The 12,746-nt window shown below is 62.1% G+C and carries 10 protein-coding genes; 7 read left to right on the top strand and 3 right to left on the bottom strand.

From position 1 onward, the window contains the following. Nucleotides 1-60: 60 nt before the first annotated feature. The 7 genes from hemJ to ACFE72_RS13000 all read left to right on the top strand — a co-directional run bounded on the left by hemJ (nucleotide 61) and on the right by ACFE72_RS13000 (nucleotide 8,348). Nucleotides 61-483, top strand: coding sequence for a protoporphyrinogen oxidase HemJ (gene hemJ, locus ACFE72_RS13030; protein ID WP_375413513.1), 423 nt, complete (start codon nucleotides 61-63; stop codon nucleotides 481-483). 333 nt (nucleotides 484-816) lie between these two features. Continuing rightward, nucleotides 817-2,082 carry a transcription termination factor Rho gene (rho, locus tag ACFE72_RS13025; protein WP_079606624.1) on the top strand — a complete coding sequence of 422 codons (1,266 nt, stop codon included), beginning with the start codon at nucleotides 817-819 and terminating at the stop codon, nucleotides 2,080-2,082. 272 nt (nucleotides 2,083-2,354) lie between these two features. Then, nucleotides 2,355-3,689, top strand: coding sequence for a tRNA uridine-5-carboxymethylaminomethyl(34) synthesis GTPase MnmE (gene mnmE, locus ACFE72_RS13020; RefSeq protein ID WP_375413512.1), 1,335 nt, complete (start codon nucleotides 2,355-2,357; stop codon nucleotides 3,687-3,689). A gap of 124 nt (nucleotides 3,690-3,813) precedes the next feature. Next, nucleotides 3,814-5,679: a tRNA uridine-5-carboxymethylaminomethyl(34) synthesis enzyme MnmG gene (gene mnmG / locus ACFE72_RS13015; RefSeq protein ID WP_375413511.1), complete on the top strand. Its 1,866-nt coding sequence runs from the start codon at nucleotides 3,814-3,816 to the stop codon at nucleotides 5,677-5,679. 117 nt (nucleotides 5,680-5,796) lie between these two features. After that, nucleotides 5,797-6,453: a 16S rRNA (guanine(527)-N(7))-methyltransferase RsmG gene (gene rsmG / locus ACFE72_RS13010; RefSeq protein ID WP_375413510.1), complete on the top strand. Its 657-nt coding sequence runs from the start codon at nucleotides 5,797-5,799 to the stop codon at nucleotides 6,451-6,453. Between the two features lie 6 nt (nucleotides 6,454-6,459). Further along, a complete protein-coding gene (locus ACFE72_RS13005; RefSeq protein WP_375413509.1) occupies nucleotides 6,460-7,311 on the top strand; it encodes a ParA family protein in 852 nt (283 codons plus the stop codon). Nucleotides 7,312-7,469: 158 nt separating this feature from the next. After that, the gene (locus tag ACFE72_RS13000; RefSeq protein ID WP_375413508.1) at nucleotides 7,470-8,348 is read left to right on the top strand and encodes a ParB/RepB/Spo0J family partition protein; all 879 of its coding nucleotides are present in this window, start codon (nucleotides 7,470-7,472) and stop codon (nucleotides 8,346-8,348) included. A 34-nt stretch (nucleotides 8,349-8,382) separates the two neighbouring features. Here ACFE72_RS13000 and holA read toward each other — a convergent pair whose 3' ends face one another. The 3 genes from holA to leuS all read right to left on the bottom strand — a co-directional run bounded on the left by holA (nucleotide 8,383) and on the right by leuS (nucleotide 12,694). Further along, nucleotides 8,383-9,411, bottom strand: coding sequence for a DNA polymerase III subunit delta (holA, locus tag ACFE72_RS12995; RefSeq protein WP_375413507.1), 1,029 nt, complete (start codon nucleotides 9,409-9,411; stop codon nucleotides 8,383-8,385). Nucleotides 9,412-9,537: 126 nt separating this feature from the next. Then, complete coding sequence (lptE, locus tag ACFE72_RS12990) at nucleotides 9,538-10,083, bottom strand: LPS assembly lipoprotein LptE (protein ID WP_375413506.1); 546 nt, start codon at nucleotides 10,081-10,083, stop codon at nucleotides 9,538-9,540. Continuing rightward, nucleotides 10,070-12,694: a leucine--tRNA ligase gene (leuS, locus tag ACFE72_RS12985; RefSeq protein WP_375413505.1), complete on the bottom strand. Its 2,625-nt coding sequence runs from the start codon at nucleotides 12,692-12,694 to the stop codon at nucleotides 10,070-10,072. Before leuS ends, lptE begins: the two co-directional genes overlap by 14 nt. Nucleotides 12,695-12,746 lie beyond the last annotated feature (52 nt).

Raw genomic sequence — 12,746 nt, 5'->3', positions numbered from 1 at the left:
CGCGGATGTTCCCTGTTGCCGAGACGCAAATTGCCGGTTGCAAACGAGTGAGACGTCGGGATGTACGAATGGATCAAGGCGCTGCATGTGGTCGCCGTTATCGCGTGGATGGCCGGCATGCTCTATCTGCCGCGGCTATTTGTGTATCACTGCGATGCCGAGATCGGCTCTGTACAATCGGAGACTTTCAAGGTGATGGAATATCGTCTGCTGAAGGCGATCATCAACCCGGCGATGGCGGTGACATGGCTTGCCGGACTCTACCTCGCTTGGACCGGTCACTGGTTTTCGGCAGGCTGGTTGCACGGAAAGTTACTGCTGGTGATCGCGATGACGGGAATGCACGGGTTTCTTGCCCGTTGTGTCAAGGATTTTGCTTCCGATCGGAATCCGCGAACTAAAAAATTCTTTCGTTTTATCAACGAGGTACCGACGGTTCTGATGATCGGAATCGTGATCCTGGTGGTGGTGAAGCCGTTTTGACGCGGCACGATGTCAGCAGACCCCGCCGCAACCTCCTTGCAGAAAGCCAACTGATTTTCTATATTGAGGACATCCCACCCTACGCAGGCGGATGTGGTTGCGTTTCGGTTCGTTGAACCGACCGCCGCATCAGGTTTGAAGCCTCGGCACCTTCCTTGCTCAAGACTTTGTAGCCCAAGACTTCGTAGCCCAAGACTTCGTAGCCCCGTAGCCCCAAGACTTCGTAGCTGAAGACTTCGTAGCTGAAGACCTGCGGACTTTCCTTAATTCAGCATCCGCATTCCTGAGAGCCGCCTCGCAATCCTTCCCCCGTTTTTCCACAGGACCATCCCAATGCGGGAAATGAAACTTCAAGACCTCAAAGCCCAGACGCCAGCGGAGCTCGTCTCGTTCGCGGAAGAAAAAGGGGTCGAAAACGCCAGCACCATGCGCAAGCAGGAGCTGATGTTTGCCATTCTCAAGCAGTTGGCGATCCAGGAAACCGACATTATCGGCGAAGGCGTCGTCGAGGTGCTTTCCGATGGCTTCGGCTTTTTGCGCTCTCCGGACGCGAACTATCTGCCGGGCCCCGATGACATCTACGTCTCTCCGTCGCAAATCCGCCGGTTCGGACTTCGCACCGGCGATACCATCGAGGGCCATATCCGCAGTCCGAAAGAAGGTGAACGCTATTTTGCGCTGCTCAAGGTCAATACGCTGAATTTCGAGGATCCGGAAAAGTCCAAGCACAAGGTCAACTTCGACAATCTGACGCCGCTGTTTCCGGACCAGCGCTTTCGCCTTGAACTCGAGGACCCCACCAGAAAGGACCTTTCGGCAAGGGTTATCGACATCGTGGCGCCGATCGGCAAGGGCCAGCGCGCGCTGATCGTGGCCCCTCCCCGCACCGGCAAGACCGTGCTGATGCAGAACATCGCGCACTCGATCACCGCCAATCATCCGGAGTGCTACCTGATCGTGCTCTTGATTGACGAGCGTCCGGAAGAAGTCACCGACATGCAGCGCTCGGTAAAGGGCGAGGTGGTTTCATCGACATTCGACGAGCCGGCAGTGCGCCACGTCCAGGTCGCCGAGATGGTCATTGAAAAGGCCAAGCGGCTGGTTGAGCACGGCCGTGACGTGGTGATCCTGCTGGACTCGATTACGCGGCTGGGGCGCGCTTACAACACCGTGGTGCCGTCTTCCGGCAAGGTGTTGACCGGCGGCGTCGACGCCAATGCGCTGCAGCGGCCAAAGCGCTTCTTCGGCGCCGCACGAAACATCGAGGAGGGCGGCTCGCTGACGATCATCGCAACGGCCCTGGTCGATACCGGCAGCCGCATGGATGAGGTGATTTTCGAAGAGTTCAAAGGCACGGGCAACTCCGAACTGATTCTCGACCGCAAGGTTTCCGACAAGCGCACCTTCCCCGCGATCGACATTTCGCGTTCGGGCACCCGCAAGGAGGAGCTGATCACCGATCCGCAGCTCTTGAAGAAAATGTATGTGCTGCGCCGGATCCTCAATCCGATGGGCACCATGGATGCGATCGACTTCCTGCTCGACAAGCTCCGCAACACCAAGAACAACTCGGAATTCTTCGAGTCGATGAACACCTGAGCCGGTCGAAGTTCGGTTCGGGGGGTCGACCGGTGGGCGCCCTTCGCTGGTCGTTGCTGCACTTATGCTGCGGTTTTGCTGCAGCATATGTGCAGCATGCCCAACGACCCAGTGGATGCGGGATTGTCTCATATCGTTGATTCTACTTGATATTTGTGACAAAGCAGGTATGCTGCGGTGCAGCATTGAGTGGCGCCGGCTTTAAGACACCGGCTCGAACCGGGCGGCGGAAATTTCGTTGCGTCCTTAAGCGCGCGGGGGGCAGATAGGCGATGCATCCGCGGGACCAGACTATTTTCGCCCTGTCCTCCGGACGACCGCCAAGCGCAATTTCCATTGTGCGGATATCGGGAGCGCATGCGAAAACGATTCTCGGCGCCTTGGCGGGCCGTGTTCCAGCACCGCGGACGGCTGCGCGCGCCCTGCTTCTCGATGCAAATCAAGAGCCTATTGATGATGCCGTGATGCTGTGGTTTCCAGGGCCGAAAAGTGCGACCGGAGAGGATGTCGCGGAATTTCACGTCCATGGCGGCCGGGCCGTGCTAGCTGCGTTGTTCGCAGCGTTGTCGTCGTTTGAGAACACGCGCACGGCCGAACCCGGCGAGTTCACACGCCGTGCGTTCGAGAACGGAAAGCTCGATCTCACCGAAGCCGAAGGTCTCGACGACCTCATCCATGCCGATACCGACCGGCAACGCCGCCAGGCGTTGCGCCAGTTGAAAGGTCTGCTCGGCGACCGAGCACGTAACTGGCGTGCGCAGATCATCGAGGCTGCGGCATTGATCGAGGCGGGCATCGATTTTTCCGACGAGGGTGATGTGCCTGCGGAACTGATCGCGCCGGCGGTTGCCAGGATCGAACAGCTTCAGAAGGAAATTCAGGAAGTCGTTGACGCGCAGGGGCAAAGTGAACGCCTGCGTGATGGGCTCGTGGTCGCGATCGCCGGGCCGCCGAATGTCGGAAAATCCACGTTGATGAACCAGTTGGCGCGGCGCGAGGTCGCCATCGTTTCTCCGCACGCCGGCACCACGCGCGACGTGATCGAAGTGCAGCTCGATCTCGATGGCTACCCGGTGACGATGATCGATACCGCGGGGATTCGCGAAACCAATGATCCGGTAGAGCAGGAGGGTGTGCGGCGCGCACGGTTGCGCGCAGCCGAAGCGGACCTGGTGCTGTGGCTGGTCGAAGATGATCCGCGGGAGCACGCCGTCGAGCTCGCGACGCCGGTCTGGATCGTGCGTAACAAAATCGATTTGAATGCGCCTGATGAGCCCTCGGCAAGCCACGGGCGAGCCTGGGGAAGCTCCTATTTTGAAATTTCCGCGTGGCGCGGCGACGGAGTGCGGATCCTGATTGCGGCGCTGGCCGGGTTCGCCCAGGATTATTTCGGGTCGGACGAGGGTGGGCTGATCAGCCGGGAGCGGCAGCGGGCCTTGCTGCGCGAAACAGCCGCTTCGTTGCAGCGCAGCATGACAGGGCAAGGCGAGGAACTGGTCGCAGAGGATTTACGCATGGCGGCTCATTCGCTGGGCCGGCTGCTGGGACGCATCGATGTCGAGGACGTACTCGATAAGGTCTTCCGCGAATTCTGTATCGGTAAATAATATTTCTTCATTCACTTATTACTGTTTCACGTGAAACATTATTTTTAGATGTGTAGTCGCACGCACGCTTTTCCCACAAAAAGTTCCTCGCAATGACAGAGAGCTCGCGGTAGAAGTCGCGCCTATGCAAAGGTCGTTTGATGTTATCGTGATCGGAGGGGGCCACGCCGGCTGCGAGGCGGCAGCAGCGGCGGCTCGCATGGAAGCGCGAACCGTCTTGGTTACGCACCGTTTTACCACCATTGGCGCAATGTCCTGCAACCCGGCAATCGGCGGCTTGGGTAAGGGGCATCTGGTCCGCGAAGTCGATGCGCTGGATGGCTTGATGGGACGCGTTGCCGATGCTGCCGGCACTCAGTTCCGCATGCTCAATCGGCGCAAGGGTCCCGCGGTGCGCGGGCCGCGTGCCCAGGCCGACCGCAAGCTTTACGCCGCGGCGATGCAGGCTGCGCTCACTGAGACCGCTAATCTGAGCGTGATGGAGGGCGAAGCCGATGAATTGCTGGTTTCCGATGGCCGTGTCATCGGAATCCGGCTGTCCGACGGCCGCAACTTATTGGCGGGTGCGGTGGTCGTTACCACCGGAACCTTCCTGCGCGGCCTGATCCATCTGGGTGATAAGAATTGGCCGGCCGGCCGTGTCGATGAAGCGCCATCGCTTGGGCTGTCGACGTCGTTTGAACGAGCGGGTTTTAAGCTTGGCCGCCTCAAAACCGGTACGCCGCCGCGGCTTGATGGCGGCAGCATTGAGTGGGCGGCGGTCGAGATGCAGCCGGGCGATGAGCCGCCGGAACCGTTTTCGACGATGACCGATCGCATCACCACCCCGCAGATCCAGTGCGGAATCACCCGGACGACCCCGGATACCCATGAAATAATTCGGGCCAACGTGCATCGCTCGCCGATGTATTCGGGTCAGATCAAGAGTTCCGGCCCGCGCTATTGTCCGTCGATCGAGGACAAGATCGTGCGCTTCGGCGACCGCGACGGGCACCAGATCTTTCTGGAGCCGGAAGGTCTCGACGACGCTACGGTCTATCCCAACGGCATCTCAACCTCCTTGCCGGAAGAGGTTCAGCAGGCGATCCTGACGACGATCCCAGGCCTGGAGCGGGTCCGGATGATCCGGCCCGGCTATGCCATCGAATACGACCACGTTGATCCCCGCGAACTTGATCCGACGCTGCAGGCCAAGCGACTGCCGGGGTTGTTTCTGGCCGGGCAGATTAACGGCACTACCGGCTATGAAGAGGCTGCGGCGCAGGGGCTGGTTGCAGGTCTCAACGCGGCGTCGGCCGCCGGCGGGGCCGGCGGAATCGTGTTTGATCGCGCTGACGGCTATCTCGGCGTGATGATCGACGACCTGGTCACCCGGGGTATTACCGAGCCCTATCGGATGTTTACATCGCGGGCGGAATACCGCCTGACGCTGCGCGCCGATAATGCCGACCAGCGCCTCACCGACAAAGGGATTGCGCTTGGTTGCGTCGGGCCGCGCCGTTCGCTGCGGCACGGCGCCAAGATGGCGGCACTGAATGCTGCAAGAACGCTGTCGAAGTCGCTCTCGATCACCCCGAATGAAGCAGGTCGCCATGGGCTCTCGCTCAATCACGACGGCGTTCGGCGTTCGGCGTTCGAGCTACTGGCATATCCAGAGGTAGGCTGGAGCGAGGTGAAGGCGATCTGGCCGGAACTGGCGGCGATCGATGCTTCCATTGCCGTGCATGTCGAGATCGACGCTAAATACGATGTTTATCTCAAGCGGCAGACCGCCGATGTCGACGCCTTCCGGCGTGACGAAGGGCTGCTTCTGGCGGACGTCGATTTTGCGGATGTACCGGGATTATCCAATGAAGCCCGGAGCAAGCTCAAAGCCGCGCGGCCGCGCACGGTAGGACAGGCCGGCCGTCTCGATGGCTTGACTCCCGCAGCACTGGGGATCCTGGCAGCGTATCTGCGACGGCAGGCACGCAAGGCTGCGACAGCATAATTGTTTCACGTGAAACATTGTAATGAGCATTGTGGGCGGATTAGCGCACGCTAATCGGCCACCATGGCAACAGGGAAGGCGGATTACGCTGCGCTCATCCGCCTTAAAATCATGCAGATGGCAAAACCGTCCGACAAGGCCGCAGCGCTGGCGCTCACTCCGGTTTCGCATGACATTGAGACGCGGCTCGACGCTTACGTTGAGCTGCTTATGCAATGGCAGGCCAAAACCAATCTGGTCGCCTCCTCGACGCTGCCAAATCTCTGGACCCGGCATATCTCCGATTCACTGCAGCTGTTGACCCTGGCTCCGGACGCAAAAATCTGGATCGATCTTGGCAGCGGCGGCGGGTTTCCAGGCGTGGTGCTGGCCTGCGCCTTGGTCGAACGGTCAAATGCGATGGTGCATCTGGTGGAGCGCAACACCAAGAAGGCGGCTTTCCTGCGGGAGGCGCTGCGAATCACCGGGACGGCGGGTACAGTTCATCTCGCTGACATCGAGGATTATGTGGATAGCTTTACCGGCGCCGTCGATTGCGTGACTGCCCGCGCCGTGGCTCCGCTACACCAGCTCGTCGGTTTTGCCGCGCCGCTGGTGACCAAGGGCGCAACGGCGTTGCTCATGAAGGGTCAAGATGTAGACACGGAATTGACTGAAGCTACCAAATATTGGAAGTTTACGCCTCGTCTCCATTCCAGCCTGACCGGACAGGGCTGGATCGTTGCACTCGACGGCATCGAGCGGCGAACTACATCCGCACGCCAACCGAAGTAGCTAGGTATGACCGTAATTGATCATATATATCAAGGGGATAGCGCTACAACGCAACCTGGCCATCCACGCATTATCTCGCTTGCCAACCAGAAGGGCGGCGTCGGCAAGACCACCACGGCAATCAATCTTGGCACCGCGCTCGCCGCGATCGGCGAACGGGTGCTGATCGTCGACCTCGATCCGCAAGGCAATGCCTCCACCGGTCTTGGCATCGACCGCCGCAGCCGCAACGTCTCGACTTATGACGTGCTGATCGGCGAAGCGCCGCTACGCGATGCCGTGGTGCCGACCGCCGTGCCGCGGCTGCACATCGCGGCGTCGACCTTGGACCTGTCCGGCCTCGAGCTTGAACTCGGATCGACAAAGGACCGCGCGTTTCGCCTGCGCGACGCCATCGCCGCATTGAACACCGACGTCACCCCGGACTCCAATTACACCTATGTGCTGATCGATTGTCCGCCGTCGCTCAATCTTCTCACGGTGAACGCGATGGCCGCATCGGATGCGATCCTCGTGCCCTTGCAGTGCGAATTCTTCGCGCTGGAAGGCCTGTCGCAACTGTTGCAGACCGTGGAGCAGGTGCGGACCACGCTCAATCCGAACCTGTCGATCCACGGCATCGTGCTTACCATGTTCGACTCGCGCAACAATTTGTCCAACCAGGTGGTTGCGGATGTGCGCCAGTTCATGGGCTCGAAAGTCTACAACACCATGATCCCGCGCAACGTCCGCATTTCCGAAGCGCCGTCCCATGGCAAGCCGGTGCTGGTCTACGATCTCAAATGCGCGGGCAGCGACGCATATCTGAAACTGGCGACCGAAGTGATCCAGCGCGAGCGGGAATTGCGGGCGCATTAACCGGTCGCCCCGCGGAGGCGGGACCCACCTGCGGAGTTCTCGATTCAAGCGGAGCTGCTCGTGACACAAGCGCGCAGCGGTGATTATGGGTCCCGCCTTCGCGGGAGACGACACCGGAAAATACGGAGCGACGTGAAGTGAATCCAAGGGAGCTGGCGATGGCCGACGAAGCGCGTTCGCGCCTGGGGCGCGGTCTTGCAAGTCTGATCGGAGATGTCGGCGGCGAAGCCGCGCATCTGGAGCGGCCGCGCGCGCAACGCAAGGTGCCGATCGAATTTCTCAAACCCAATCCGCGCAATCCGCGCCGCACGTTTTCCGATGCCGAACTCGGCGAACTCGCCGATTCGATTCGGCGGCATGGCGTGATCCAGCCGATCCTGGTGCGTCCCGTCAAGGGCGCGCAGGACCGGTTTGAGATCATCGCCGGCGAACGGCGCTGGCGCGCCGCGCAGGCCGCGGCGCTGCACGAGGTGCCGATCGTGCCGGTCGACGTCAGCGATTCCGACGCGCTGGAAATGGCGATTGTCGAAAACGTGCAGCGCGAAGACCTCAACGCGATGGAAGAGGCGCACGGCTATCACGCGCTGGCGAACGAATTCAGCCGCAGCGCCGACGAGATCGCCAAGACCGTCGGAAAAAGCCGCAGCCACGTCGCCAACATGATGCGGCTGACGAAATTGCCCGAGGAGGTGCAGGCCTACGTCACGTCGGGACAATTGTCGGCGGGACATGCCCGCGCGCTGCTCGCGGTGCCCGATCAGGTAGCGACCGCCAGGCGCATCATCGCGGAAGGCCTCAACGTAAGGCAGGTCGAGACGCTGGCGCACAATATCGGCGGCGCTCCGCGCAGGCCGCGGGCCGCGCGCGGGGCGCTGGTCAAGGACCCCGATACGCTGGCGCTGGAAAAGCGGGTCGGCGATATCCTGGGTCTCTCGGTCAGCGTCGATCACAAGGGACCGAGTGGGACGATGCATATCAAGTACCGCGATCTCGAACAGCTCGACGAGATTTTACGAAGGCTGGACGCGAAGGTGTGATGTCGTCCCCGCGAGGGCGGCGGACGACGGAACGCTATCCCCGTCTCCGCGCATTCACGGCGATCGACAGCAGCGTGCGTTGTGCGATCACGGCGGCGAGTGCCGAGTGCTTGCGCATATCGAGCGCGGCGACGGCGAGCTGCTCGATGATCGCGTGCAATCGCGCGGTGCTGAAATTGCGCAGCGCCGTTTCGACATTTGCCTTGCGCGAAAAATGCAGCCGGGGGAATCCGCTTTCGACGATGGCGGAGGGCGGCGTGCCTTCAGCCGTAGCGAGACTGGCCTTGTGCAGCAATGCCGCCTGGCGCTGCGCTGCCGAGATGATCATGCCGGGATAGGTGCCAGCGGCCACGGCCTTGGCGAATTCGGTTTCCACCAGCGCGGAGTGGCCTGCGAAGGCGCCATCCACGATCGGATCGAGTTTCAGCTCGGAGGCGTCGGCGACCACCGCCATCACGTCGTCGAGCGTGACCTCGCGTTCGCCGTGGGCATAGAGCGCGAGCTTCTTCAATTCGTTGCGCGAGGCCTGCCGGTCGCCGCCGAGCAGCGCCATCAATGCCGCGCGCGCGTCCGCCGCGATGCGTAGGTTCGATCCCCGCATTTCGTCGTCGATCAGTTTTGCAAGGTCGCGCTCGCCGTCGGGATAGCAGCCGATCGCCACCGCTGTCCTGGCGCGCTCGCACGCCTTGCGCAGCGGCGATTCCGGGCGCAGTTCGCCGGCTTCGATCACGATGCGGCAATCCTTGACCGGCATCTCGCTCAGCGTATCGATCCCGCCGGCGAAGCTGCGCGAGCCGGCGCGTACCCGGATGGCGCGACGGCCGCCGAACATCGGGATGGTCATCGCCTCCTCGACCAGCCGCGACGGCGCCGCCGCGAGTTCGTCGCCGTCCAGCCGCACCAGCGAAAACGGATCGCTTGCATCGTCGACCGCCGAGGCGACCAGCGCGTCAGCCCGCTCCCGCACCAGACCGGCGTCAGGGCCATACAGCAGGATGATGGGACGCGCCGGATCCGGCTTGTTGAGGAATGCGTCGATGTCCCGTCCGCGCAGCGCGACCATGTTGAAAACCTACGAAAACTCGTCATTCGGGGAGACGCCTCTTGGCGTGCGCCCGGAATCCATAACCTCCGTTCGTGTTATGGATTCCGGGTTCGCGCTTCGCGCGCCCCGGAATGACGAATGTGGTTAGCTGCCCGCGGTGAAATAAGACGCCAGTCTCGTCTGGATATTCTCCGCGATTTCCTGGGCTGCGCGGTCTTCTGCGTCGCGGAAGGCACGCTGGCGGGAGAAACGCTGCAGTTGACCGGGGACGTCGTAGGAGACGCGTGAGAAGGTGCTGCCCGTCATCACCGACTTGTTGGAGACGATCTCGATCAAATTGTATTGTGCATCGATGCCGTAATTCTCGATCGACGGCAGCGCCGTGGCCGGATCCAGGATCAGCGACGAACGGCTGGTGGTAAACCGGATCACCAGCTTGTGGGTCGGCGGCATGCCGGTGGCGCCGCCATACAGCTTGAATGCCAGCGCGTTGCGGATCTCCACGCCGAGCCGCGCATCGCGCGATCCGTTCGGCTTGTCCACCGGCGGCAGGTCGACGCCCATCAGCTTCTCGCGCAGCGCGGGGGTGCCGTCGGTATGCGCGGCGTACATCGGCTGGAAGCAGCCGGCGGTCAGCGCGCCCAAGGCGGCGACGACCAGCAGCCGGGCAGCGATCTTAGCCAACGACATTGACGATCCTCATGGGAACCACGATCACCTTGCGGGCGGTTTTGCCGCCCAGCGCCGCTTTTACCGCATCGAGGGCCAAAACGGCAGCCTCAATCTCGGGATTTTGCGCATTCCGGGCCACTGTGACATCGCCGCGCTTCTTGCCGTTGACCTGGACCACCAAGGTGACCTGGTCTTCAACCAGCAAATCTCGTTCGATTTTGGGCCAATCGGCCTCCGAAACCAGCCCCGGCTGCCCCAGCACACCCCAGCATTCCTCGGCCAGATGCGGCATCATGGGTGCGAACAGTTGAACAAGAATGACCGCGGCCTCGCGGATGGCCCAGACCGTGTCAGGCGCAGGGGCTTCCGGGCGCGCCAGGACGTCGGCCAGCGCGTTGGTGAATTCCCGGATGTAGGCGAGGCAGACGTTGAAATGCAGTTTTTCGATGCCGGACGAGACCTTGTCCAGTGCGCCATGGGCGGCCTTGCGCAGCGCCAGGGCCTCCGGGCCGAACACCGGCGGTCGCGCGGTAGGCGCCTTCCTTGCCGCCCCGGCGGATTCGTTGATCAGCCGCCACAGCCGCTGCACGAATCGCGACGCGCCCTGCACCCGCTCGTCGCTCCAGATCACGTCGCGGTCCGGCGGGGAATCCGACAGCATGAACCAGCGCGCCACGTCGGCGCCGTAGCTTTCAATGATGTCGTCGGGATCGACGGTGTTGCGCTTCGACTTCGACATCTTCTCGATGGAGCCGATGGTCACTTCCTCGCCGGTGTCATGCAGGGTCGCGCGGCGGCCACTGCCGACGCTCTCGATCCTGACCTCGGCCGGCGTCGCCCATGACCCGTCCGCCTTCTGATAGGTCTCATGCACCACCATGCCCTGCGTGAACATGCCGGCGAACGGCTCATCCATCGCGACGTGTCCGGTGGCCTTCATGGCGCGGGTGAAGAAGCGGGCGTAGAGCAGGTGCAGGATCGCGTGCTCGACGCCGCCGATGTACTGGTCGACCGGCATCATGCGATTGGCGACCGCCGGCGTGGTCGGGGCGTTCTCGTTCCACGGATCGGTGAAGCGGGCGAAATACCACGACGAATCCACGAAGGTGTCCATGGTGTCGGTGTCGCGCTTCGCCTTGGCCCCGCATCGCGGGCAGGCGACGTGCTTCCAGGTCGGATGATGGTCGAGCGCGTTGCCGGGTTTGTCGAACGTCACGTCCTCCGGCAGCACCACCGGCAGCTCCCGGTCGGGCACCGGCACCACGCCGCAAACCGCGCAGTGGATCACCGGGATCGGACAGCCCCAGTAGCGCTGCCGCGAAATGCCCCAGTCGCGCAGCCGGAAATTGACCTTGCGCTCGCCGACCGGCGCGTTGCCGAGCGTTGCGGTTTCCAGCCGCTTCGCGACCTCCGCCTTGGCCTGTTCGATGGTCATGCCATCGAGAAAGCGCGAATGGATCATGCGGCCGTCGCCGTCATAGGCGGCATCGGTGATGACGAATGTTTTCGGATCGGCGTCCGGCGGGCACACCACCGGGATATTGCCCAAGCCGTATTTGTTGACGAAATCGAGGTCGCGCTGGTCGTGCGCCGGGCAGCCGAAGATGGCGCCGGTGCCGTATTCCATCAACACGAAATTGGCGACATAGACCGGCAGCTTCCAGCCTTCGTCGAACGGATGGACCGCCTTGATGCCGGTGTCGAAGCCCTGCTTCTCCTGGGTGTCGATGATCTCCTGCGCGGTGCCGTGGCGCTTCGCCTCGGCGATGAACTCGGCGAGCCTCGGATTTTTCGCCGCCGCGGCCGCGGCAAGCGGATGATCCGGCGCGATCGCCATGAACTTGGCGCCGAACAGCGTGTCGTGCCGCGTGGTGAAAATCTTCAGATCGGTTTCGCCGTCAGGCGCGGTCGAGGAAACCAGCGCGAAGCGCACCAGCATGCCCTCGCTGCGTCCGATCCAGTTGCGCTGCATCAGCCGCACCTTGTCGGGCCAGCGGTCCAGCGAGTCCAGCGCGTCGAGCAATTCCTGTGCATAGCGGGTGATCTTGAACACCCACTGGTTCATCTCGCGCTGCTCGACCACGGCACCGGAGCGCCAGCCGCGGCCGTCGATCACCTGCTCATTGGCGAGCACGGTCATGTCGACCGGATCCCAGTTGAGCTTGCGCTGCTCGCGCTCGGCAAGGCCGGCCTTGAGGAAGTCGAGAAACAGTTTCTGCTGATGCTTGTAGTAATTCGGATCGCAGGTCGCGAATTCGCGTGCCCAGTCCAGCGACAGCCCGATCGACTTGAGCTGCTTCTTCATCGCCGCGATGTTGTCGTAGGTCCACGCCTTCGGCGCAACCCTGCGCTCCATCGCGGCATTCTCCGCCGGCAGCCCGAACGCATCCCAGCCCATCGGATGCAGCACGTTGAACCCCTTGGCGCGCATGTAGCGCGCGATCACGTCGCCCAGCGTGTAGTTGCGGACATGCCCGATATGGATGCGCCCGGACGGATACGGGAACATCTCCAGCACATAGTATTTCTCGCGGGGGTCGTCGTTCCTGGTGGTGAAGATGCCGCGCACCTCCCATTCGCGCTGCCAGCGCGGCTCGGATTCGCGTGCGTTGTAGCGGTCTGAGGTCATCAATCCGGTCTTTTCGGAGCGTCATACTTTCGGGCCGACTAGGAACATGAAG

The sequence above is a fragment of the uncultured Bradyrhizobium sp. genome (assembly GCF_964252615.1).
Taxonomy (GTDB): Bacteria; Pseudomonadota; Alphaproteobacteria; order Rhizobiales; family Xanthobacteraceae; genus Bradyrhizobium.
This window is presented reverse-complemented; position numbering and strand designations above follow the sequence as displayed.